Consider the following 22296-nt stretch of genomic DNA (forward strand, 5'->3'; position numbering starts at 1 on the left):
TCCTAGCTCAGGTACTCGACGTCGTCGTAGTGGAAGGGCGCGTCCTCGGCGTCCGGGTCCTCGGCCGGCACGTCCTCGTGCTCGAGGATCACGGCCACCCCGGGGGAGACGAGGACGCAGACCTCGCGCTCGCCGGCGACGGTGAAGCTCACCATGTCGCCGTGATCGCGCACGGCCTGCACGAGGCGCTTCTCGAGCTCCTCGGTGTCGAGGGCGAGCGAGAGGAGGAACCGGCGTCCGTCGATGCTCAGGATCGTGCGTCTCATCGTGTCCTCCTGATCGGGGCCCCCGGTGCGCCCTGCGCGACCCGGAGTCGCGGCCTTGACGCGCAGCGAGGCGGCGTGCATCCGGATGACGGCGTTCATCCGCGTTCCGGTCGGGACTCGTGGTGGCGGCGGCCCGCCGTGCGGCGGTCCTCCTTCATCTCGGACTCGAAGAGGTGGCGGCGCCCGTCGGCGAGCTCGTCGCGGGCGGCGCGCTCCTGCTCGCGGAACGCCGAGTAGTAGGTGTCGTCGTAGTCCTCGACGATCTGGAAGGTCCATCGACCCTCGATGACGTTGCGGCCGACCAGCTCCGACTCGAGCCTGTCGGCCACTCCTGGGTGCCCCGCCTCCCGGAACGCCTCGACCGCCTCGCCGAGCGCGAGGTCGGCGGCGCCGGTGAGGCGGTGGAACCCGTAGAGCAGGCCGCGGGCGTGCTCGACGGTCTCGAGGGCCTCGGACAGCTTGCCCAGTGCGGCGACGGTGGCGTCGTCGAGCCCGACCGGGCGGAGGTGCGCGGTGTCGGGGGTGTCGTGCGAACCGGTCATTCCATCGAGCTTAGGCGGACCATACTTCGTCGCCACCCCCTTGCGCCGAGGGCGCGGAACGTCCTGGACCGCGTGCGCGGGGGTTCGTCAAGGCCCTCCCCGACACCGTTCGGGCTCGCTTAGCGTCGCGTCATCGGACCCCTCGAGCGACGACGAGGTCGCGGGGGACCGGGGATCGGGAGGCAGCCATGCTCGGCTTCGGGATCGAGGAGGAGTTCGTCCTGCTGGACGCCGCGGGGCTCCGACCGCTGGACCTGGGCAACGCGGTCTACTCCGAGTTCTTCGGCGATCCGAACTTCGGCGGTTGCGTGGGCCGCGAGTTCCTCGCCTGCCAGCTCGAGTTCACCTCGCCGGTGCTGCGGAGCCTCGCGCAGGCGCACGAGTGCCTCTCGTCGTTCCGCTCGCGCCTCGCAGCGACCGCGGCGGAGTTCGACGCGCTGGCCGCGGGTGTCGGCGTCCCCTTCTCCTCCGGGGGCGCGCCCGCGCTGTCGCCCGAGCCGCGCTACCGGGAGGTCGGCGAGCGGATGGGGGCGCTGCTCGAGGGGCACCGCATCCAGGCGCTGCACGTGCACGTCGAGGTGCCGAACCGGGACGCGGGAGCCGCCGCCCTCAACCGGCTCCGGGTCTGGCTGCCGACGCTGCTCGCGCTCTCGGTCAACTCGCCGTTCCAGGGCGAGGCCGACTCGGGGTTCGGGAGCTGGCGGAGCGTGGCGCTGCGGCGCTGGTCGACGGCCGGCTGTCCGCCCCTCTTCACCGGCGCGGACGACTACGACCGCCGCGAGCGCGCGCTGATCGGGCTCGGCTCGAGCGTGGACCGCGAGGCGATCGCCTGGCAGGCGCGCCTGTCGTCGCGCTACCCGACGCTCGAGATCCGGGTGGCGGACGCACAGCTCGACGCCGCCGACTCGGTGCTGCTCGCGGGGATCTGCCGCGCGCTCGTGCGATCGGGCCTCGAGCGGGCGGAGGCCGGCGAGCCCTGCTCCCCGCTCGCGCCGGAGCTGCTGGACGCGGGGCTCTGGCACGCGGGCCGCTTCGGCCTGGACGGCACGCTGCTCTCGCCCGGGGAGGGGCGGGCGCTGCCGGCCGCCGAGGTCGTCGCGGAGCTGCGCGAGTGGATCGACCGCGGGCTGCGCGCGAACGGCGATACGGAGGCCGTCGACGACGGGCTCGAGCGGCTGGCGCGGATCGGCACGGGGGCCGCCCGCCAGCGTCGCGCGTTCGCGGAGGGAGGGACGCGGGGGCTGAGCGAGCTGCTCGGCACTCCGGGCGCCCCGGCTCCGCGGAGCCTGCAGCGCGAGCTGTCGCGGCGCGGGGAGTGGTAGGCGCTACCGGAGGCGCGGAGCCGCCGGCGCCCGCGGCGGCAGCTCCACCAGCCGCACATCGTGCAGCGCGCCCGCCTCGGCCACCGCGGTCAGGTAGGTGCACGCGGGCTGGCGGCGTCGATCCGTCGGCGAGCCGGGATTGAGCAGGCGCATCCCCGCCGGGCTCGTCGAGTCCCAGGGGATGTGGCTGTGCCCGAAGACGAGCACGTCGGTGTCGGGGTGCGCGGTGTCGGCGCGGGCCTCGCGTCCCGTCGCCGCGCCCGTCTCGTGGATCACGGCGATCCGCAGACCGCCGACGACCGCGTGCGCGACCTCGGGCAGGCGCGCGCGCAGCCCCTCCGGATCGTTGTTGCCCCACACCGCGAGCAGCCGCGCAGCACGCGCTTCGAGCGCGTCGAGGGCGGCCTCGTCGACCCAGTCGCCCGCGTGCACGACCAGGTCGGCCTCGTCGACGGCGCGCCAGACCTCCTCCGGCAGCTCCTTCGCCCGCTGGGGCAGGTGGGTGTCGGCGAGCAGGAGGAGGCGGACGGGTCCGTCCAGCCGCGGGGGAGCGCCGGCCGCGTCCGGGACGAGCAGCGCCATCAGTGGGCCGGACCCGGGGTGGGCTCGACTCCGCCCTCGGAGCCGGGCGCCTCGGGGGAGTCCGAGCCGGACAGCCGGGCGTCGAGCGCGTCGAGCGCGGGGACGAACCACAGGTGGTCCCCCCGGTTCGACTCGACGACGAAGTCGTGGAACGCGCTCGAGTCCGAGACGGCGGCGGTGATGTCGCCGACGACGACGAGGCGCTTGCGGTAGTTGACGAGCTTCTGCACGAATTCCCCCGCGACTCCGGAGCGCAGGCGGAAGAACTCCGGGTCGAGGCGGCCGACGGGCACGACCACCGTCTCGACGTCGCCGTCGTAGGTGCCGGCGACGAGCGCGAGCGCGTCCTCGGGGGTGGAGAGTGCGGGCCCGTCGTCGTCGACGAGGAGGAGGGGGACGCCCTGGCGGGTCTCGGTGCGCATCGCCCCAGTCGATCACGGCGGACCGACGAGCGCCAGGGCCCGGCGCCGCCTCAGTCCTCGGCGCGGAAGGCCCGCAGTCTCAGGCTGTTCAGCACGACGAACACGCTCGAGAACGCCATCGCCGCTCCCGCGACGAGGGGGCCGAGCAGCCCCGCCATCGCCAGCGGGATCGCCGCGACGTTGTACGCGAAGGCCCAGAAGAGGTTGCCGCGGATGACGCCCAGCGTCCGGCGGCCCAGGCGCAGAGCGTCGGGTACCCGGGCGAGGTCGTCGCCGACGAGCGTGATGTCGCTCGCCTCGATCGCGGCGTCGGTGCCGGCGCCCATCGCGATGCCGAGGTCGGCCGCCGCGAGGGCCGCCGCATCGTTCACCCCGTCGCCCACCAGTGCCACGCTGCGCCCCTCGGACCGCAGGCGCTCGACGACCGCGAGCTTCTCCTCCGGCAGCACCTCGGCGATCACCTCGTCGATGCCGACGGCGGAGGCGACCGCCGCGGCCGCGCGCGGGTTGTCGCCGGTGAGCAGGAGCACGCGCAGTCCGCGACCGCGCAGGGACGCGACCGCCCGCGAGGCCTCGGCCCGCGGCTCGTCGCGCAGCACGGCGAGACCGCGCAGCTCGCCGTCCCAGCCGACGCCGACGACGGTGCCGCCGCTGCTTCCCGCCCGGTCGGCCTGCTCGGCGAGGGCGCCGGGCGCGAAGCCCCACTGCTCCTCGAGCCAGCGCAGGCGGCCCGCGACGACGAGGCGCCCCTCGACGCGCGCCCGCACGCCGAAGCCGGCGCTCGCGCGGAACCCGCTCGCCTCGGGGACGACGAGACCGCGCTGCTCGGCGCCGCGGACGATCGCCGCGGCGAGCGGGTGCTCCGAGCCGCGCTCGACGGCCGCGAGCATCCGCAGCGCCTCGTCGCCGCTCGCGTCGACGACCTCGAAAGCGCCGGTGGTGAGCGTGCCGGTCTTGTCGAAGACGACCGTGTCGATCCGCCGGCTGCTCTCGAGGACCTCGGGTCCGCGGATCAGGATGCCGAGCTGCGAGCCGCGGCCGGTGCCGACGAGCACCGCGGTCGGAGTCGCGAGGCCGAGTGCGCACGGGCAGGCGACCACGAGCACCGCGACGGCCGGCGAGACGGCGGCCGCGAGCTCGGCGCCGGTCAGCAGCCAGCCGACCAGGGTGGCCAGCGCCAGCACGACGACGACGGGGACGAAGACGGAGGAGACGCGGTCGGCGAGGCGCTGGATGCGCGCCTTGCCCGCCTGCGCGTCCGAGACGAGGCGGCCCATCCGGGCGAGGACGGTGTCGGAGCCGACGCGGTCGACCCGCACGGTCAGCACGCCGTGGGCGTTCAGCACACCCCCGGCGAGAACGGATCCGGGACCCGCCTCGACCGGGACGCTCTCGCCCGTGAGCATGCTCGCGTCCACCGCGCTCGAGCCCTCGAGCACCGTGCCGTCGGCGGCGACGACCTCGCCCGGGCGCACGCGGATCCGGTCGCCGACGGCGAGCGAGGCCGCCGGGACGCGCTCCTCCGCGCCCTCGGCGGTCACGCGCACCGCGTCCTTGGCCCCCAGATCGAGCAGCGCGCGCAGGGCCGCCCCCGCGTCGCGCTTCGAGCGCGCCTCCAGGTACCGGCCGGCGAGCACGAAGACCGGGACGGCGGCCGCGACCTCCAGGTAGATCTCGTCGTGGCCCGAGCGGGAGCCGAGCAGCTCGAAGGGCATGCTCATCCCGGGGCGCCCGGCGTCGCCGAGGAAGAGGGCGTACAGCGACCAGCCGAACGCGGCGAGCACGCCGAGGCTGATCAGCGTGTCCATCGTCGTCGAGCCGTGGCGCAGCGCCCTCACGGCGTTCCGGTGGAACGGCCACGCCCCCCAGACGGCGACCGGCGCGGCGAGCATCAGGCACAGCCACTGCCAGTTCGCGAACTGCAGCGGAGGGATCATCGACAGCACGACGACGGGGGCGGCCAGCAGCGCCGAGACCCTCAGGCGCGTGCGGAGGGTGCGGCGCTCGAGGTCGTCGGGATCCGCTGCGCCGTCCGGTCGCCCGGGCTCGTCCGTCCGGGCCGCGGGCACCGTCGCCGTGTAGCCCGCGGACTCGACGGCGGCGATCGCGTCGGCGGCCGTCGTGCCCTCCGGCAGCACGACGGTCGCGCGCTCGAGAGCGAGGTTCACCGTCGCGCTGACTCCTGGCAGCGCCACCAGGCGCCGCTCGACCCGGGCGACGCACGAGGCGCAGGTCATCCCGCCGATCGCGAGCTCGAGCGAGGCCGCCTCCCGGGTCGGCACGTCAGGAGAGGGGGGCGAGGCGGTAGCCGGCGTCGGCGACGGCGGCCGCGATCTCCTCGCGACCCAGCGGACGCGACGAGCCGACGGTGACGGCCGAGACGCCCTCGGGCGAGAGCGAGACGTCGACACCGGTCACCTCGGGGTAGGCGGCGAGCTCCTCCGTCACGCTGCGCACGCAGTGCTCGCAGGTCATGCCGGCGACCCCGAACGTCTGCACCGAGGGCGCGATCATCGTGGCGCCGGCGCCGCCGTGCGCGTCCCCGTGGCCGCCGCAGGCGCAGCCGCCCGCCGAGCCGCAGGAGCCGCCGGCGACGGCGTCGCCGGTCGCCTTCGCGGTCAGGCCGAGGTCGAGTCGAGTGGTCATGTCGGTGCTCCTCGTGGTGGCGGACCCGGTCCGCCGCCGTCGTGTTCGGATACCCCCAGGGGGTACTCCCATCGTAGATCGGGGAGGGCTCTCGGGCAAGACGCGGCACGACGGAGGAGAATCGGAGCCGTCACCGCGACGGGAGGAGGGGACGTGGACGCAGGTGCACCGCCGCCGTGGGGCGCTCCGACCCGGGAGTCGACCAGGGGACCCGTCCGCGCGGCGCCGCTCCCTCCGCGCACCCGGTTCGAGCCGACCGTGCTGCTCACGTCTCCGGGCGAGCTGCTGCGCCTGCGCGAGAGCGTGCGCTCGCGGATCCACCACGCCGCGCCCGCCCGCCAGCGCAGGCTCGCGGAGCTGGCCGACGTGGGCGAGGGCTTCGCCGTCCTCGGCGCCCGGGAGCTCGAGCGGTCGCTGCGCCGGGCCGCGGCCCCCGCCGCCGCGCGGCGCCCCGACTCCGTCTCGGTCGTGGCCCTCGGCTCCGACGGTCCGGCGCTCGCCGCCGAGCGCGCCGACTCCCTCCCGATCGCCCGATGGGACGACGTCGCGTCGGTCCAGGTGGCCACGGTCGCCCTCGGCGCCCGGCGGGTCCGCGCCCTCGCGCTCGGGGTGCTCGCTCCCGGCCGCCGACGGCGCCGCACGGTGCTGGTCCCGCTGGTCGTGGCCTCGCCCGGTCCGCTGGGCTGGGGCGTCGCCGACGACCGCACCTTCCTCCGCGCTCACGACCGCCTCCTGGCCGCGTGGCCGGGGAGCGGCTCGTGAGGGCCCGCCTCCCGTACGCGCTCGCCGCGGTCGCGGCGCTCGGCCTCGGTCTCGCCCTGCGCTTCCTCCTCGTCGGCCTGATCGCCGACGTCGCGGGCGGCGTGCTCTACGTCGTGCTCGTCGGCCTGCTGACGGCGGTCGTCCTGCCGGCCCTGGCGGGGCTCCCGGCCGCGGGCATCGCCCTCGCGTGGTCGATCGCGATGGAGCAGCTGCAGGCGATCGGAGTCGCCGAGCGGCTCGTCGACGCGTGGCCGCCGCTGCGCCTGGTCGTCGGCAGCACCTTCTCCTGGATCGACATCGGCGCCTACGTCCTCGGTGCGGTCGTCGCCGCCGCGGTGCTGCTCGCCGTCGCGCCCAGGGCGCGCCCCGAGGAGGATCGGCCCCTCGTCTAGGGTGAGCGGATGGAGGCGAAGCACAGCCGCGACCGGCGCACGGACCGGCGCATCCCCGAGCCCGTCGACCGGTTCGCGACCGGCGAGGACTTCCCGGAGTACCGGGTCGATCTCGAGCGGATCCGCTTCTCGCCGTACTTCGCCCGGCTCTCGGCCGTCACGCAGGTCATCTCGCCCTCGGGGGTCGGCCAGGTGGTGCACAACCGCCTTACCCACTCCATCAAGGTCACCGCCGTCGCCCGCGCGATCGCGATGCAGCTCACCACCACCGATCCCGCGCAGCGCGAGCTGGTCGAGCGGCTCGGCGGCTGCGACCCCGTCGTGGTGCAGGCCGCGGCCAGCGCGCACGACCTGGGGCACCCCCCGTTCGGGCACCTCGGCGAGCAGGCGCTCGACCGCCTCGCGCGCGAGCGGCTCGGCCTCGAGGAGGGCTTCGAGGGCAACGCGCAGTCCTTCCGGATCCTCTCGGAGCTCGACGTCTGCGAGACCGTCGAGGCGGGTCTGAACCTCACCGCCGCCTCCCGCGCCGCAGTGCTGAAGTACCCGTGGGGGCGCACCGTCTGCCGCCCGGACATCGCGTCGGCCGATCCCACCGAGCTGCCCCGGGGCTCGACCGCGAGCCGCTGGGAGACCGCGCCGCCCAAGTTCTCGGCCTACACCCTCGACCTCGACGACATGCTCGACGCCCGCGGCACGTTCGAGGCGATCGCGCCGTGGCAGCAGACGCTCGAGTGCTCGGTGATGGACGTCGCCGACGACATCGCCTACTCGCTGCACGATCTCGACGACTTCTACCGCGCGGGTGTGCTGCAGCAGGCCGCGGTGGCGGTGGAGTTCCGCGCCTTCCTGCGCGAGCAGAACGCGCTCGCCGCCCTCGACGCCGGCGAGCTGTGGGCCCGGGCGCCCGGGCACTCGCTCGAGATGCTCCGGCGCCGCCTCGTCGCGCGCGACCCGTGGATCGCGAGCGACGAGTACTTCCGCTCCTCCGTCGAGCGCGTCTCGGCCGAGCTCGTGGAGGGGCTGCTCGCCGTGCCGTTCGACGGGTCCACCCGCACGGAGCGGGCGATCGAGGCGTTCGTCTCGTCGTGGATCGGCCGCCTGCAGCGCTCGGTGCTCGTGCTGGCCCAGCCCAATGTCCGCTCGGGGCACGTGTCGCTCCTCCCCGACGCCTGGCACGACGTCGCCGTGCTCAAGTTCGTGCACACCCGCTTCGTCATCGACCGGCCCGACTTCGCGACCTACCAGCGCGGGCAGTCACGGGTGCTCGAGACCCTCGTCACCCACCTCGACGACTGGCTGGAGGACCCGCGCGACGGCTCCCGCGCCCCGCAGAAGCTGCTGGACCTGATCGAGCTCGCCACCGACGGGTACTTCCGGCTGCGCGCCGACCGACCGGAGTGGCTGCCCGCGGGAGAGAGGGACCGCCCGCGCGTGGACACGGAGTCGCTCCGTCGCCTGGGCCGCGCCCGCGGCATCGTCGACTACGTCGCGACCCTCACCGACGAGCAGGCGATGGCGCTCGCCGCGCGGCTCCGGGGCGACCGCGAACCCTGGGCGATGGGCACCTGACGCCGCTCGCCGGGGAGGTTGACAGCGGGGGCGCGGTGTGGCCGTCCGCCGCGATCCGCGCCGTTCCGGGCGGGAGGGGCCGCGGAGGGGGTTCCCACGGCCCTCAGCGGCCGTCCAGGATTCACTGAGTGAACGAAAGCGTAAAATCATCGCGGCACCTGCCACGATCGACAACTCGACAGGGAGTTCCGTTGGACGGAAACGCAACGACCACGCACCGCAACGTCGCGTTGCTGTCCGTCGCGACCACCATCGCCCCGCGCGTGACGACCTCCGAGGAGATCGACGCGCGTCTGGCGCCGGCTCTGAAGCGACTCCGCCTGCCCACCGGGCTCCTGCAGCGGGTCGCCGGCGTGCACGAGCGCCGCAACTGGGGCGAGGACCAGACCTTCGACGCGGCGGCCATCGACGCCGGGCGTCGCGCGCTCGAGGAGGCGGGGGTGCGGCCCGACCAGATCGGGCTGATCATCAACACCTCGGTCACGCGCAAGCACCTCGAGCCCTCCGTCGCGGTGCGCCTGCACCACGGGCTGGGGCTGCCGTCCTCGGCGATCAACTTCGACATCGCCAACGCCTGCCTCGGCTTCGTCAGCGGCATGACCCTCGCGGCTCAGCTGATCGACTCCGGCCAGATCCGCTACGCGATGATCATCGACGGCGAGGACGCCGACGAGATCCAGGTCAACACGATCGAGCGCCTCAGCCGCGACGGCGTCTCGCGCAAGGACTTCATGAGCGAGTTCGCCAGCCTCACCCTCGGGTCGGGCGCCGCGGCCGCCATCCTCGGCCCGGCCGATGCGCACCCGAAGGGGCACCGCCTCCTCGGCGGCATCACCCGTGCCGCCACCCAGTTCAACGAGCTCTGCGTCGGCAGCGTCGACGGCATGTTCACCGACGCGAAGGCCCTGCTCAAGGGCGGCATGGAGCTCGTCGTCTCCGCCTGGAAGGAGGCGAAGCGCGACTGGAAGTGGAGCGGCATGGACCGCTACATCATGCATCAGGTCTCGGAGGTGCACACCAGCGCCCTCGTCAAGGCCGTGGGCCTGGACCGCGACCGCGTGCCCACCACCTACGCGCTGCTCGGCAACGTCGGTCCCGCCTCGATCCCGATCACCCTCGCGCAGGAGTCGAAGACCCTGCAGCCCGGCAACCGGGTGCTGCTGATGGGCGTGGGCTCCGGCATCAACACCGCGATGCTCGAGATCGCCTGGTGACCCCGCCCGCCGGTCCCCACCCGGCCGCGCGGATCCGCTCCGCGCTCGGCTCCACCGCACCGGCGCAGCTGCCGCCGCCCGGGCTCGAGGGGCTGGACCCGTCGTGGTCGCGCCTGGTCGACGCTCCGGACGCGCGCGGCGACTCCCGTCGCTGGCACCTGCTCGACACGGGGGAGGCCCTGGGCGCCGAGCCCGTCGGCACGATCCTGGGCGTGCACGGCAACCCGACCTGGTCGTACCTCTGGCGCCGACTCGCCTCCGCGACCCTCGAGGCGGCCCGTCGCGGCGGGCCCGCGTGGCGCGTCGTGGCCGTGGACCAGCTCGAGATGGGCTTCTCGGAGCGCACCGGCGCTCTGCACACCCTCGCCGACCGGGTCCGCGAGCTCTCGAACCTCACCGACGTGCTGGGGCTCGACTCCGACGTCGTCACGCTCGGGCACGACTGGGGCGGGGTCGTCTCGCTCGGCTGGGCGGTCGACCACCCCGACGCGCTCTCGGGTGTCATGCTCCTGAACACCGCCGTGCACCAGCCCGACGGCGAGCCGATCCCGGCTCCGCTGCGCCTCGCGCTCGCGTCCGGGGTCCTCGGAGCCTCCACCGTCGGCACTCCGGCGTTCCTCGAGACCACGCTCGCGATCGCGCACCCCGCCCTTCCCGCCGCGGTGAAGGAGGGGTACCGCGCCCCCTACCGAGGAGCGGAGCGACGGGGCGGGGTCGGCGGGTTCGTCGCCGACATCCCGGTCGACGCCGCGCACCCGAGCCACGGCGAGCTGACCCGCATCGCGGCCGGCGTCGCGGAGCTCACGGTCCCCGCGCTGATGCTCTGGGGCCCGCTCGACCCGATCTTCTCGGACCGCTACCTCGACGACCTCGTCGACCGCCTGCCGCACGCGCAGGTGCACCGCTTCGAGGGTGCCGGCCACCTCGTCGCCGAGGACGTGGACTACGCCTCGGCCGCGCTGACCTGGCTCGGCGACGTCTTCTCCGGAGCGGGCGCCGCGCCGGACGTCCGCCGGCCGACCGCTCCGATCGAGCCGCTCTGGCGCCACCTCGAGACGCACGCCGACGACGACGCTCTCGCGCTCGTCGAGATGGCGCCGCCCGGCGGCGACGGGCCGCGCCGCGTGTCCTGGCGCCTGCTCTCCCGCCGCGTGCACGAGCTCGCCGCAGGGCTCCGCGCCTCGGGGGTGCGGCCGGGAGACCGCGTCTCGCTGCTCGTGCCGCCGGGCGCTGATCTCACCGCGCTGCTCTACGCGTGCCTGCGCATCGGAGCCGTCGTGGTCGTCGCCGACGCCGGGCTGGGCCTGAAGGGCCTCACCCGCGCCGTCCGCGGCACGTGGCCGGATCTCGTGGTCGGCGCTCTGCCGGGACTCGCGGTCGCCCGCGCGCTCGGCTGGCCCGGCGGCCGCGTCTCGACGCAGACCCTTCCGCGCGCCTCCGCCGCAGCCCTCGGCATCGACTCCTCGCTCGGTCAGCTGATCGAGCTCGGGCGCGCCGAGCTCGCCGCCGACCCCGGGCTGCTCGCCGAGTCGCCCGCGGCCGATGACGTCGCCGCGATCCTCTTCACCTCGGGCTCCACCGGTCCCGCCAAGGGTGTCGTCTACACGCACCGGCAGCTCGCCGGCGTCCGCGACGCCCTGGCCCGCCAGTACGGGATCGGGCCCGGCACGGGTCTCGTGGCCGGCTTCGCTCCGTTCGCGCTGCTCGGGCCCGCGCTCGGAGCGCGCTCCGCGACTCCCGACATGGAGGTCACCGCCCCGCGCACGCTGACCGCGACCGCCGTCGCCGCAGCGGCCGCGCAGGTCGAGGCCACCGTCGTGTTCCTCTCGCCCGCGGCGCTCGCGAACGTGGTCGCCACCGCCGACGCGCTGACCGCAGAGGATCACCGCGTCCTCGCCGACGTGCGGACGTTCCTCTCGGCCGGCGCCCCCGTCTCGGAGGGGCTGCTCGCGCAGGCGCAGGCGCTGATGCCGAACGCGTCGGCGCGCACCCCCTACGGCATGACCGAGGGACTGCTGCTCACCGACGCGTCGCTCGAGGGCATCCGCGAGGCCGCCGCCGACGACGATCCGCGCGGCGGCGTCTGCGTGGGCGTCCCCGCGGCGGGCGTGCGCGTGCGCATCGCCCCGCTCGACGCCGACGGACGCGCCTCCGACTCCGTGGAGGAGCTCGTCGGCGTCACCGGCGAGATCGTCGTCTCGGCCGGGCACGTCGAGGACCACTACGAGCGCCTGTGGCTCACCGACCGCACCGCCCGCATCGGGGCCGTGCCCGGTGAGCGCTGGCATCGGACGGGAGACGTCGGCCGCCTCGACGCGCAGGGCCGCCTCTGGGTCGAGGGCCGGATGCCGCACGTCGTCGTCACCGCCGAGGGCGTCGTGACGCCCGTGGGTCCGGAGCAGCGCATCGAGGCGCGGGTCGCCACCGTCGCCCGCGCCGCGATCGTCGGAGTGGGGCCGCGCGGCACCGCCCAGCTCGTCGCGGTCGTCGAGCGGAGGGACGCCGTCGCGCGCACCCGCCTCGCCGACCCCGGGCTCGCGGCCGAGGTCCGCGCCGCCGTCGGCGCTCCCGTCGCGGCGGTGCTCGTCGTGCCGGCACTGCCGACCGACATCCGGCACAACTCCAAGATCGACCGGGCCGCGCTCTCGCGCTGGGCCGGGGCGATCCTCGCCGGTGGACGGATGACGGCGCCGTGACGGTCCTCGTCACGGGCGCCAGCGGGCTGCTCGGCGGAGCGGTCGCCGCTCTGCTCGCCGCCGAGGGCCACGACGTCCGCACCTTCCAGCGCCGGCCCTCCGGGGTCGCGGGCGTCGAGGACGCGCGCGGCTCGCTGACCGATCCGCGCGCCGTGGAGCAGGCGCTCGACGGGGTCGACGGCGTCGTGCACCTCGCCGCCAAGGTCTCGCTCGCGGGCGATCCGGGCGACTTCGATCGCGTGAACGTCGACGGCACGCGCCGCCTGCTCGCCGCTGCCCGTCGCGCCGGCGTGGGCCGCTTCGTGCAGGTGTCCTCGCCGTCGGTCGCCCACTCGGGCTCCTCGATCACGGGCGACGACGCCGAGCCGGCCGATCCCGACCGCGCGCGCGGCGACTACGCCCGCACGAAGGCGCGCGGCGAGCTGCTCGCTCTGGCGGCCGACGAGGCCGGCTTCGCCGTCGTCGCGGTGCGGCCGCACCTGGTCTGGGGCCCCGGCGACACGCAGCTCGTCGCCCGCATCGTCGAGCGGGCGCGCACCGGGCGGCTCCCGCTGCTGGGCGACGGCCAGGCGCTCATCGACTCGACCTACCTCGACAACGCGGCGTCCGCGATCGTCGCCGCCTTCCACCGCGCCCCGGAGGTGCACGGGCAGGCCTACGTCGTCACGAACGGCGAGCCGAGACCTGTCGCCGAGCTGCTCGCGGGCATCTGCCGCGCGTCCGGCGTCCAGCCGCCGAGCTGGTCGGTGCCCGCCTCCGTCGCCCGTGCCGCCGGCTCGCTCGTCGAGCGGGTCTGGGCGGTCCGGCCGGGCGCGGACGAGCCTCCGATGACCCGCTTCCTCGCCGAGCAGCTCTCGACCGCGCACTGGTTCGACCAGCGCCGCACGCGCGCCGACCTGCAGTGGACGCCGTCGGTGTCCCTCGACGAGGGACTCGCCCGGCTGGCGGAGGCGTCGCGCTGAGGCGGCGCCCCCTCGGGCCGGACCGGCCGGGTCCGCGAGGATCTCAGTCCGCGAGGATGAGGTACAGCGCCCGCCGCGCCTCGTCCAGCTTGTCGGAGGCCGCGGCGCGCTGAGCGTCGGAGGCCCCGCGGAACTGCTGGATCACACCCATCAGCTTGCCGACGTTCTCCATGAACGCGCGGTCGCCGTCGCTCGCGCCGGGAGTCGCCTCCCAGGCGGCCGCGAGCTCGTCGGCGTGCTCGCGCACGTAGGTGCCGCCCGCGTCGGTGAGCTGGTACTCGGTGCCGCGGCCCTCGCCGACGGCCGTGATGAGGCCCTCGTCGACGAGCTGCTGGAGGGTGGGGTAGACGGAGCCGGGGCTGGGACGCCAGGCGCCGCCGGTCTTCTCGGCGATCGCCTTGATCAGGCCGTAGCCGTTCGAGGTGGTCTCGGCGAGGAGGGAGAGGAGGGCCGCGCGGACGTCGCCGCGCCGGGCGCGTCCTCCGCCGCGGCCGGGTCCGCCGAAGGGGCCGCCGAAGCCGGGGCCGAAGCCGAAGCCCGGTCCGAAGCCGCGCCCGTGGCCGCCGGGGCCGCGGCGCTCGCGCCGACCGGGGTGGTCGTGACCGCCGCGTCGGGGGTCGTCGTGGTGCGCGCCGTCGTGGCGCGAGGAGTCGTGGTCGGGGAAGAAGTTCCTGGGAGTCATGTCTGATCTGCTCTCGTTCGTGTGGATGCCTTCCGGTATCCGGTCGCCCGTCGTCGAGCGAGTGCTCTTCGATCCGTCGGCGATGCGTTAACGATATATCGCTACTGTTCGGAAAGTCAAGACCGATATCCTGATCGCGATGCACACCGACGATCTCGACCTCGCCGCCGTCCTCGACTCCACGCTCCTGACCGGGGCCGTGCTCACCGATCGGGCGAGCAACCTCGGCAACCTCCGCAAGCTCGCCGCCCGCGACCCCGCCCACCTCTACGGCGTCGACGTCGCCGAGCACTGGGATCTCGACAGCCTCCTCGCCCTGATGGGGGAGCGCGTCGGCATCAGCACCGACCCCGCCTTCGAGAGCGGGCAGGACCGCATCGACGTGCGGCTCACCCTCGCCCGCCTCGACGCCTACCGCCGCCGCTTCGCGGAGTCGGTCGAGCGCGGCGACCTGATCCTCTTCGCCACCGCGCATCCCGCGACCCTGATGGACCTCTACCGCCGGCTCGCCACCGCCGCGACGGAGGCGGGCGCGCAGGTCCTCGACGTCAACGCGCTGCCCTTCGCGGGCGCCGACCGCATCCGCGTGCCGCTGGCCGACGAGCACCAGTTCCTCTGGTGCACCGGCGGGGTCACCTGCGTCTACCGCGGCGGGAGCCTGCTGCACACCCATTCGCCGGAGCCGATGAACGCCCTGCTCGACCAGCTGGACGCCCTGGGGATCCGCCCCGACCTCGTCGTCGCCGACCACGGCTGGGCCGGCGCGGCCGGGCGCCGCGGCCTGCCGACGATCGCGATCGCCGACTGCAACGATCCCGCGGTGTTCGTCGCCGAGGCGCAGGGCTCGGTCGAGGTCGTGGTGCCGATCGACGACGGCCTCGCCGTGCACCTCTACGAACCCGTCCTCCGGTACGTCCTGGCAGCCCTCTCCGAGCCCGGTCCCGGCTCCGACTCGTAGACTCGTCACTTCCCCACCCCTCTGCAGTCGGAGCATCCGTGACCCAGCCCCTGGACGGCGTCCTGCCGCGCTTCGCCGTCGGAGTCGACATCGGCGGGACGTCGATCAAGGCGTCCCTCGTCGACGTGACCACCGGGGAGAGGGCCGCGCGCCGCTTCGCCGTCGCCAACCCGCTGGGCAAGGAGCCCGAGGACTTCGCCGTCGCCATCGCCGGCATCGTCCGCGACGTCTCGCCCATCGCGGGCACGCCCGTCGGAGTCGGGTTCCCGGGCATCGTGCGCGGGGGAGTGGTCCGCCAGACCACGCACGTCTCGCAACGCTGGGTCGGCCTCGACGCGCAGGCGCTGCTCTCGGAGGCGACCGGCGTCGACGTGGTCGTCGTCAACGACGCCGATGCGGCCGGAGTCGCGGAGCGCGAGTTCGGCGCGATGCGCGATCGCGAGGGGCTGCTCCTGCTGACCACCCTCGGCACCGGTATCGGCACGGCGCTCGTGCACGAGGGGGTCGTCATCCCCAACTCCGAGCTCGGCCACGTGCACATCGACGGCCCCGACTTCGAGCCGCGCGTCGGCTTCTCGGCGGTGCGCCGCGAGGGCATCACGCTCGAGGAGTGGGCGGGGCGCCTCAGCGTCTACTACCGCCACCTCGAGATGCTGCTCTCGCCGCAGCTGTTCGTGATCGGAGGAGCGGCAGCGCACGTCTTCGACGAGTTCGCCGGCTTCCTCGACATCGGCACCGAGATCGTCCCGGCCCGCTTCGGCAACGACGCCGGCTTCACCGGCGCCGCCATGGTCGCCGTCTCGCCCGACCGCCTCGCCCCCTGGTACCGCTCCACGAGCGGCGCCCGCCTCGACCCGGGCGCCCCGGCCGTCCTCGACTGACGGGCCCGGCGTCCGCCCTTCCTCTCGGCCGCCACTGTGCCGAGGGAACCCCGGACCGTCGAGGGAACCCCCGGGAGCGGGCTCCCTCGACGGTCGGGGGTTCCCTCAGCGGGACAGCAGCCGCCGGTAGAGGTCGTCCAGGCGCTCGGCCGCGGCCGGCCACGAGTGCGCGGCGGCCCAGGCCGTGCCGCCGCGGCCGAGCCGGGCGAGCTCCTCGGGCCTGCGCAGCAGGCCGAGGACCGCGTCCGCCCAGACGTCCGGGTCGGCGGAGTCGACGAGCACGCCGCTCCTGCCGTCCCGCACCGCGTCCACCAGGCCCGTCGTCCGGCGCGCCACCACCGGAGTGGCCGAGGCCGCGGCCTCGAGCGCGATCAGCCCGAAGGTCTCGGCCGCCGACGGCACGAGCGCGAGCCGGGCGCTGCGGAGCCGCCGTGCCACCTCGTCGCGGTCGGCCACTCCGTCGAAGCGCACGTCGGCCTCGACGCCGAGGGCGCGCGCCGCCGATCGCACGGCGGCCAGGTACTCCTCGCGTCCCGGAGCGGGCCCCCCGACGATCCGCAGGAGGGGGCGCTCGACGGCGGGCATCCGCGCCAGCGCCTGCACGGCGAGCAGCTGCCCCTTGAGCGGCTGCACCCGGCCCACCAGCACGATCTCGTACGGGCGGGCCGGGGCTCCCGGATGGAACCGCGCCTCCACCCCCGGCGGCACGACGACGATCCGCGACGGATCCACGCCGTACCCGCCCTCGACGTCCGCGCGCTCCGCCGACCCCGCGACCACGACCGCATCGGCCGCGGCGAGCACCGAGCGCTCGGCGTCGATCCGCTCGGCGGGCTCCGGCACGTCGCCGGGCGCGAGCCGCGCGTTCTTCGCCAGCGAGCTCGAGTGCATCGAGTGCACGTGAGGCAGTTCGGTCAGCACTCCCGCCAGGCCCGAGACCCAGTAGTGCGAGTGCACGACGTCGGCGCCGGCCGCCGCCCGCGCGAACTCGGGCGCCGACGCCGCGAGAGCGTACTTGTCGCCGGCCTCTACAGGCACGCCGACCACCTCGACACCCGGAGCGAGCGTCCTCGTCCCGGAGCCGCGGGTCAGCACGACGACGTCCCAGCCCCGCCGCGCGAGCTCCGGCAGCACCGCCGCGAGGTACACGTTCATGCCGCCCGCGTCACCCGTCGAGGGCTGGTCGAGGGGGGAGGTGTGCGCCGAGACGACGGCCAGACGGGGCATCCGACCATCGTACGGAGGCGCCGCGCGTCCACGGATCCCGGCCCGCGGCTCGCGAGCGCCCCGGAATCGGGTTGAATGGACGGATGCGTTCCGTTCGGAGCGCGGAGAGCATGAGGTCCATGGCCCGCCGGAGTCCCTCGAGCGACGCGCAGCCCTCGGCCGCGCCCGCTCCGCCGGAGACCCCCGAGCCCCAGGAGCCGTTCTCCGAGCAGGACATCCGCGCGCTCGTCGGCACCGCCGCCTTCGAGAAGGGCACCGCCTACGCCGACGAGGGCCGGGTCGGCGAGCTGCAGTGGTTCGGCGGGCGCACGCGCCTGTTCGGCCAGGTCCGCGGCTCCGGCCGCTCGCCCTACGCGGTCAGCGTGCAGCTGCGCGAGGACGGGGGGCGCTCGATCCTCCTCGGCGGCGCCTGCAGCTGCCCGGTCAAGCACGAGTGCAAGCACGTCGCCGCGGTGCTCGTCGAGGCGCTGCGCCGCGAGCGCGAGGGCGGCCTCGCCGGTCCGTTCGCCGGCGAGACCGGCGCCGACGCGGTGCCGGAGTGGCGCAGCGCGCTGGCACCGCTGCTCGCGGGCATGGAGCGGTCGCGCTCCGGCATCCCGCTCGGCCTGCAGTTCGAGCTGCTCCCCGGCGAGCCGGTGCGGCGCCCGCCCGGCCGCTACAACAGCTACCGGCCGCCGCCCGAGCCGCGCCCCCGACTGGGCGTGCGCCCGGTGCGGATGGGCGACCGCGACCGCTGGGTCCGCACCGGCACCAGCTGGCGCGACCTCGGCTACCTGCACTACAGCCACGACTACGACGAGCGGCAGATCGACGTCGTCCGCGAGATCCAGGGGCTGCTCTCGGGGCACAGCGCGTCGAGCTACTACTCGCCCGACACCTGGCTCTACCTCGACGGCTGCCGGAGCGAGGCCATCTGGGCCGCGCTGCACGGCGCCGTCCGCGCCGGCATCGGCCTGGTCATGGGCGACCGCGACCAGACTCCGCTGCGCATCCTCGACACCACGGCCACCGCCTCGATCGACGTCACCCGCACGGCGGGCGGCCTCGAGCTGCGCTCGCTCGTGGCCATCGGCGACACCCCCGCGCCCGAGGAGTTCGGCTTCATCGGCGACCCCGCCGTCGGCCTCTACCTGTGGGAGCCCGGCGACGAGCTGCGCGCGCGCCCCGTCACGCTCGTGCCGTTCGCGGCGCCGCTGCTCTCCTCCGCCCGCACGTTCCTCTGGAGCCGCGAGCCCATCCGCATCCCCGAGCAGGAGGAGGCGGCGTTCCTGACCGAGCACTACCAGCGACTGCACCGCCTGTTCGCGATCGTCTCGCGCGACGGCTCGTTCGAGGCGCCGCCCGTGCCCGAGCCGCGGCTCGGACTGACGCTCGAGCACACCGACGGCGCGGGCCTGCGCGGCTCGTGGTGGTGGCGCTACGGCGTCGAGGGCGCCCGCGGAGTCGACGCCGAGCGCCTCCCGCTGCGGATCGACGGCGAGACCGGCTACCGCGACCCCGACGCGGAGCAGCGGGTCCTGGACTCGCTCGTCGCCGCCGGCATCGACCCCGAGTCCACCCCGGCCCTCGTCTCGGCCTCGAGCAGGCGGCTGCGGCCCACGTTCGATCTGCGCGGCATGCAGACCGTCGGATTCCTCACGGGCGAGGTCGAGCGGCTCCGCGAGCTCGGCACGGTCGAGATCGAGGAGATCGGCGAGCGCGTGGAGTACCGCGAGGCCGAGACCGCGCCCGTCGTCGCCGTGCAGACCGTGGCCCAGCCCGACAGCCGCGACTGGTTCAACCTCGAGATCTCGGTCACCGTCAATGACGAAGCGGTCCCGCTCGCCGAGATCTTCCTCGCGCTGGCCCGCGGCGACGAGTACATGGTCCTGCCCAGCGGCGTCTACTTCGCCCTCGACGACGAGCGCTTCGGGCGCCTGCGCGAGCTGATCGCCGAGGCGCGCGAGCTCTCGGACGACCCGGGCGAGACGCTGCGCATCAGCCGCTTCCAGTCGTCGCTCTGGGACGAGCTGGTCGAGCTCGGCGTCGTCGAGGCGCAGGCCGCCGCATGGCGCCGCGCCGTCGAGGGCCTCTCGGGCTTCACCGCCACCGGTGCGCTCGAGTCGCGGCCCCTGCCCGACGGCTTCCAGGTCGAGCTGCGGCCCTACCAGCAGCTCGGCTACGACTGGCTCTCCTTCCTCTACGACAACCAGCTCGGCGGAGTCCTCGCCGACGACATGGGGCTCGGCAAGACCGTGCAGTCGCTCGCCCTCATCGCCCGCGCGATGCAGGAGCAGCGCGCCGCGGCGGGAGACGCCGGCACGTCGCCGCGGCCCTTCCTCGTGATCGCGCCGACCAGCGTCGTGCCGAACTGGGTCGGCGAGGCCAAGCGGTTCGCCCCCGGGCTGACCGTGGTCGGCATCGACGAGACGTCGAAGAAGAAGCGGCGCGCCCTGTCGACCACCATCGGCGAGGCCGAGCTCGTCGTCACCTCCTACGCCCTCTTCCGCCTCGACTACGAGTCGTACGCGGGCATCCGCTGGGCCGGGTTGATGCTCGACGAGGCGCAGTTCGTGAAGAACCGCCAGTCGGCGACGCATCAGCTCGCGCGCCGGCTCGACGTGCCGTTCAAGCTCGCCATCACGGGCACCCCGATGGAGAACAACGTGATGGAGCTGTGGTCTCTGCTCTCCATCGTGGCGCCCGGCCTCTTCCCCTCACCCGCGGGCTTCGCGGAGTACTACCAGAAGCCGATCGAGCGGGAGGCCGACACCGAGCGCCTCACGCAGCTGCGCCGCCGCATCCGCCCGCTGATGCTGCGCCGCACGAAGGAGCTCGTCGCGACCGAGCTGCCGCCCAAGCAGGAGCAGACCATCGAGGTCGAGCTCGGCACCCGGCAGCGGAAGGTCTACGACACCTACCTCGCCCGTGAGCGGCAGCGGGTGCTGGGCCTCATCGGCGATTTCGAGAAGAACCGCTTCGCGATCTTCCGTGCGCTCACCGTGCTGCGGCAGGTCGCCCTCGATGCGGCGCTGGTCGACGAGGCGCACGCCACCGTGCCCTCGACCAAGCTCGACCTGCTCGACGAGCTGCTCGCCGACGCCCTCTCGGAGGGGCACCGCGTGCTGGTCTTCAGCCAGTTCACCCGCTTCCTCGGCCGGGTGCGCGACCGTCTGGACGGGGCCGGCATCGAGTACGCCTACCTCGACGGCGCCACGAAGAAGCGCGACGAGGTGATCGACCGCTTCCGCTCCGGCGAGGCGGGCGTGTTCCTCATCTCGCTCAAGGCCGGCGGCTTCGGCCTGAACCTCACCGAGGCCGACTACTGCATCCTGCTCGACCCGTGGTGGAACCCGGCGACGGAGTCGCAGGCCGTCGACCGCGCGCACCGCATCGGCCAGACCCGCTCGGTCATGGTCTACCGCCTCGTGGCGAAGGACACGATCGAGGAGAAGGTGATGGCGCTCAAGGAGGCGAAGGCCGCCCTGTTCGCCGCGGTCATGTCCGACGACGGTGCGGCGGCAACGGGCGGCATCACGGCCGAGGACGTGCGCGAGCTCCTCGGGTAGCGGCCCGCGGCGAGGCCTCCCGGGGCTCAGCAGTCGGGAGTCGCGAACGCCTTGGCGAATCCCGCGGTCTGGTAGGCGTACTCGTAGGCCCACGCGCCGAGCGTGTACGGCTCGCCGGAGCTGACCATCAGCACCTCGCCCGGCCAGCAGCGCTCGAGCAGCATCCGCGCCCGGGTGATGTGCGGGGTCTGGGTCACGACGACGACCGATGCCCAGTCCTCGGCGCGCGCCTCGTCGGCGAGCGCGCGCGCCTCGCCCTGCGTGGTGCCGGGGTCGGCGGTGAAGCACTCCACGCGCATCCCCGGCTCGTCGCACGCGACGACGTCGCGCTCGTCCGGATCCGCGGCGAGGTCGGAGGGCCAGACCGAGATCACGAGGGTGTCGGCGACGCCCTCGCGCACGAGCTCCCGGCCGAGGTCGGTGCGAGCGCGGGTCGGCGGGCCGAGGACGAGCACCGCATCGGCGCGCTCCGGCACCGCGTCGACGGAGGGGAGGACGTAGACGGGCAACCCCGCGACGACCACGAGACCGAGGACGAGGGCCGCCACGAGAGCGATCCGGCGCGCCGAGCGCAGCAGTCGTGCCACACGCCCTCCGTTCCCCGGCGCACACCGTACCCCGTCCGTGTGACAGCGGGATGACGTCGGGCTGCGGGGGCCGTGGACCCTGCCGGGATCAGCCGCGGGCCTGCTCCGCGGCCTCGCGTGCGCTGCGCACCGCGTGCACGACGTCGGCAGCCCGCCGGCCGAGGGCCGCCGCGGCACGGAGGGACGGGGCGCGGTGCGGCTGCGCGAGCCGCTGGGCCGCGCTGCAGGGCAGGCAGAACGCCCCCGTGACCGCCGCGTCGATGCGGTCCAGGCCCCCGTCGTCGCGGCCGAAGACCAGCTCGCGCCCCTCGCGGGCGAGCGGCTCGGGCAGATCGGCCTCGCCGATCGGGAGCCGGAGCGTCAGCAGGAGAGCGGCGGCCGCGATCCGACCGGGAAGCGGGCGACCCAGCCGCGACGCCGCGAGCTCGCCGAAGAAGTCCGCGTGGCGCTCGAGGATCCCGGTCACGGCGTCCGCGAGGCGCTCCATCTCCGGGTGCAGCGAGAGGCGGGCGAGGCGACGGTACGCGTGCAGCGAGACGTGCGCGTCCACGGCGAGCACGAGGGCGACCGGGCCGGGCAGCAGGCCCGCGACCCGTGCCCGCAGAGCGGAGGGGGCGGCGATCGGCTCGGGAGGCCGGGTCTCGATCCCGCGGATGCGCGGCGAGGCCGTCAGCACGTCGCCCAGGGCATCGGCGATGCGGTGCCGCTCAGCGGCCCAGGCGCTCGCGAAGCCGCGCACGCGGGCGTCCGGATGCGTCCGCGCGACGGGCAGGACCCGCGCGACGATCGCGTGCTCGAGGGCGCGGAGGTAGGCGGTCGCGACGATGGCCTCGCGGTCGAGCGGGACCTCCTCGAACTCGCGGAGCGAGAAGTCGTCACGGAGGCTGCCGTGCGCACTCCTGCTGTAGTCCTCGACGTCGAACGGTTCCGCGATCCCCATGTCCCGCCCCTCCTGCCGACCCCGTCGACGCTACCCCTCATCCTCCGCCGACCGGGGGCCGGGATCCTGGGAAACCGGCGAGCCGGTTCACGGCGACG

Annotated in this window: 20 protein-coding genes; 10 read left to right on the forward strand and 10 right to left on the reverse strand. The window is 74.8% G+C overall.

Annotated elements, in window-relative coordinates; translation table 11 throughout:
* Window positions 1-2 precede the first annotated feature (2 nt).
* The gene (locus tag IOC53_RS12150; RefSeq protein ID WP_207406071.1) at window positions 3-365 is read right to left on the reverse strand and encodes a hypothetical protein; all 363 of its coding nucleotides are present in this window, start codon (window positions 363-365) and stop codon (window positions 3-5) included.
* Window positions 362-808: a hypothetical protein gene (locus tag IOC53_RS12155; RefSeq protein WP_207406072.1), complete on the reverse strand. Its 447-nt coding sequence runs from the start codon at window positions 806-808 to the stop codon at window positions 362-364. Before IOC53_RS12155 ends, IOC53_RS12150 begins: the two co-directional genes overlap by 4 nt.
* Before the next feature lie 188 nt (window positions 809-996).
* On the opposite strand from IOC53_RS12155, the gene IOC53_RS12160 reads away from it, so the two are divergent.
* Window positions 997-2130, forward strand: coding sequence for a YbdK family carboxylate-amine ligase (locus IOC53_RS12160; protein ID WP_207406073.1), 1134 nt, complete (start codon window positions 997-999; stop codon window positions 2128-2130).
* 3 nt (window positions 2131-2133) lie between these two features.
* On the opposite strand, the gene IOC53_RS12165 is transcribed toward IOC53_RS12160, so the two are convergent.
* The 4 genes from IOC53_RS12165 to IOC53_RS18960 are packed head-to-tail and all read right to left on the reverse strand — an operon-like array spanning window position 2134 to window position 5780.
* Window positions 2134-2712 (reverse strand): metallophosphoesterase, encoded by a 579-nt coding sequence (locus tag IOC53_RS12165; RefSeq protein WP_207406074.1) that lies wholly within the window; start codon window positions 2710-2712, stop codon window positions 2134-2136.
* Window positions 2712-3134 (reverse strand): DUF4180 domain-containing protein, encoded by a 423-nt coding sequence (locus tag IOC53_RS12170; RefSeq protein WP_207406075.1) that lies wholly within the window; start codon window positions 3132-3134, stop codon window positions 2712-2714. The genes IOC53_RS12165 and IOC53_RS12170 overlap by 1 nt, the downstream gene beginning before the upstream one ends.
* A 50-nt stretch (window positions 3135-3184) precedes the next feature.
* Window positions 3185-5416, reverse strand: a complete 2232-nt coding sequence (locus IOC53_RS12175; protein ID WP_307786178.1) for a heavy metal translocating P-type ATPase — start codon at window positions 5414-5416, stop codon at window positions 3185-3187.
* A gap of 1 nt (window position 5417) precedes the next feature.
* Window positions 5418-5780, reverse strand: coding sequence for a heavy-metal-associated domain-containing protein (locus IOC53_RS18960; RefSeq protein WP_242683275.1), 363 nt, complete (start codon window positions 5778-5780; stop codon window positions 5418-5420).
* Window positions 5781-5933: 153 nt separating this feature from the next.
* Between IOC53_RS18960 and IOC53_RS19490 the strand changes: the two genes are divergently transcribed.
* The 6 genes from IOC53_RS19490 to IOC53_RS12210 all read left to right on the forward strand — a co-directional run bounded on the left by IOC53_RS19490 (window position 5934) and on the right by IOC53_RS12210 (window position 13375).
* Window positions 5934-6542, forward strand: coding sequence for a hypothetical protein (locus IOC53_RS19490; protein WP_207406077.1), 609 nt, complete (start codon window positions 5934-5936; stop codon window positions 6540-6542).
* Entirely contained in the window at window positions 6539-6934 is a 396-nt protein-coding gene (locus IOC53_RS19495) for a DUF2809 domain-containing protein (protein ID WP_207406078.1), read from the forward strand. The genes IOC53_RS19490 and IOC53_RS19495 overlap by 4 nt, the downstream gene beginning before the upstream one ends.
* Window positions 6935-6943: 9 nt before the next feature.
* Window positions 6944-8503 (forward strand): deoxyguanosinetriphosphate triphosphohydrolase family protein, encoded by a 1560-nt coding sequence (locus tag IOC53_RS12195; protein ID WP_207406079.1) that lies wholly within the window; start codon window positions 6944-6946, stop codon window positions 8501-8503.
* 191 nt (window positions 8504-8694) lie between these two features.
* Window positions 8695-9717: a 3-oxoacyl-ACP synthase III gene (locus tag IOC53_RS12200; RefSeq protein WP_207406081.1), complete on the forward strand. Its 1023-nt coding sequence runs from the start codon at window positions 8695-8697 to the stop codon at window positions 9715-9717.
* Window positions 9714-12413 carry an alpha/beta fold hydrolase gene (locus IOC53_RS12205; RefSeq protein WP_307786179.1) on the forward strand — a complete coding sequence of 900 codons (2700 nt, stop codon included), beginning with the start codon at window positions 9714-9716 and terminating at the stop codon, window positions 12411-12413. Before IOC53_RS12200 ends, IOC53_RS12205 begins: the two co-directional genes overlap by 4 nt.
* Window positions 12410-13375 carry an NAD-dependent epimerase/dehydratase family protein gene (locus tag IOC53_RS12210; protein ID WP_207406083.1) on the forward strand — a complete coding sequence of 322 codons (966 nt, stop codon included), beginning with the start codon at window positions 12410-12412 and terminating at the stop codon, window positions 13373-13375. The genes IOC53_RS12205 and IOC53_RS12210 overlap by 4 nt, the downstream gene beginning before the upstream one ends.
* Before the next feature lie 43 nt (window positions 13376-13418).
* Here the strand turns inward: IOC53_RS12210 and IOC53_RS12215 are convergent, their stop codons facing one another.
* Window positions 13419-14057, reverse strand: a complete 639-nt coding sequence (locus tag IOC53_RS12215; RefSeq protein ID WP_207406085.1) for a PadR family transcriptional regulator — start codon at window positions 14055-14057, stop codon at window positions 13419-13421.
* A 139-nt stretch (window positions 14058-14196) separates the two neighbouring features.
* On the opposite strand from IOC53_RS12215, the gene IOC53_RS12220 reads away from it, so the two are divergent.
* Together IOC53_RS12220 and IOC53_RS12225 are read left to right on the forward strand one after the other, a co-directional pair.
* On the forward strand, window positions 14197-15015 hold the full coding sequence (locus IOC53_RS12220) for a phosphatase (RefSeq protein ID WP_207406087.1): 819 nt from the start codon (window positions 14197-14199) through the stop codon (window positions 15013-15015).
* 38 nt (window positions 15016-15053) lie between these two features.
* Complete coding sequence (locus IOC53_RS12225; RefSeq protein ID WP_207406089.1) at window positions 15054-15896, forward strand: ROK family protein; 843 nt, start codon at window positions 15054-15056, stop codon at window positions 15894-15896.
* 105 nt (window positions 15897-16001) lie between these two features.
* On the opposite strand, the gene IOC53_RS12230 is transcribed toward IOC53_RS12225, so the two are convergent.
* Window positions 16002-17123, reverse strand: coding sequence for a glycosyltransferase (locus IOC53_RS12230; RefSeq protein WP_207406091.1), 1122 nt, complete (start codon window positions 17121-17123; stop codon window positions 16002-16004).
* A gap of 119 nt (window positions 17124-17242) precedes the next feature.
* Here IOC53_RS12230 and IOC53_RS12235 point away from each other — a divergent pair, with 119 nt between their 5' ends.
* Window positions 17243-20671 (forward strand): DEAD/DEAH box helicase, encoded by a 3429-nt coding sequence (locus IOC53_RS12235; protein ID WP_207406093.1) that lies wholly within the window; start codon window positions 17243-17245, stop codon window positions 20669-20671.
* A 26-nt stretch (window positions 20672-20697) separates the two neighbouring features.
* Here IOC53_RS12235 and IOC53_RS12240 read toward each other — a convergent pair whose 3' ends face one another.
* Both IOC53_RS12240 and IOC53_RS12245 read right to left on the reverse strand, forming a co-directional pair.
* A complete protein-coding gene (locus IOC53_RS12240; RefSeq protein ID WP_207406094.1) occupies window positions 20698-21258 on the reverse strand; it encodes a YdcF family protein in 561 nt (186 codons plus the stop codon).
* Between the two features lie 88 nt (window positions 21259-21346).
* Complete coding sequence (locus tag IOC53_RS12245; RefSeq protein WP_207406096.1) at window positions 21347-22198, reverse strand: hypothetical protein; 852 nt, start codon at window positions 22196-22198, stop codon at window positions 21347-21349.
* Between the last annotated feature and the right edge of the window lie 98 nt (window positions 22199-22296).

This window comes from Rathayibacter sp. SD072 (assembly GCF_017355185.1).
In the GTDB taxonomy this organism is placed as follows: domain Bacteria; phylum Actinomycetota; class Actinomycetes; order Actinomycetales; family Microbacteriaceae; genus Rathayibacter.

Excerpts from the sequence above, each read along its gene's own strand:
- IOC53_RS12155 (WP_207406072.1), bottom strand. The coding sequence starts at position 808 with ATGACCGGTTCGCACGACACCCCCGACACCGCGCACCTCCGCCCGGTC.
- IOC53_RS12230 (WP_207406091.1), bottom strand. The coding sequence starts at position 17,123 with ATGCCCCGTCTGGCCGTCGTCTCGGCGCACACCTCCCCCCTCGACCAG.
- IOC53_RS12195 (WP_207406079.1), top strand. The coding sequence starts at position 6,944 with ATGGAGGCGAAGCACAGCCGCGACCGGCGCACGGACCGGCGCATCCCC.
- IOC53_RS12170 (WP_207406075.1), bottom strand. The coding sequence starts at position 3,134 with ATGCGCACCGAGACCCGCCAGGGCGTCCCCCTCCTCCTCGTCGACGAC.
- IOC53_RS12150 (WP_207406071.1), bottom strand. The coding sequence starts at position 365 with ATGAACGCCGTCATCCGGATGCACGCCGCCTCGCTGCGCGTCAAGGCC.
- IOC53_RS12220 (WP_207406087.1), top strand. The coding sequence starts at position 14,197 with ATGCACACCGACGATCTCGACCTCGCCGCCGTCCTCGACTCCACGCTC.
- IOC53_RS12160 (WP_207406073.1), top strand. The coding sequence starts at position 997 with ATGCTCGGCTTCGGGATCGAGGAGGAGTTCGTCCTGCTGGACGCCGCG.
- IOC53_RS12215 (WP_207406085.1), bottom strand. The coding sequence starts at position 14,057 with ATGACTCCCAGGAACTTCTTCCCCGACCACGACTCCTCGCGCCACGAC.
- IOC53_RS12165 (WP_207406074.1), bottom strand. The coding sequence starts at position 2,712 with ATGGCGCTGCTCGTCCCGGACGCGGCCGGCGCTCCCCCGCGGCTGGAC.
- IOC53_RS12235 (WP_207406093.1), top strand. The coding sequence starts at position 17,243 with ATGGCCCGCCGGAGTCCCTCGAGCGACGCGCAGCCCTCGGCCGCGCCC.
- IOC53_RS18960 (WP_242683275.1), bottom strand. The coding sequence starts at position 5,780 with ATGACCACTCGACTCGACCTCGGCCTGACCGCGAAGGCGACCGGCGAC.
- IOC53_RS12245 (WP_207406096.1), bottom strand. The coding sequence starts at position 22,198 with ATGGGGATCGCGGAACCGTTCGACGTCGAGGACTACAGCAGGAGTGCG.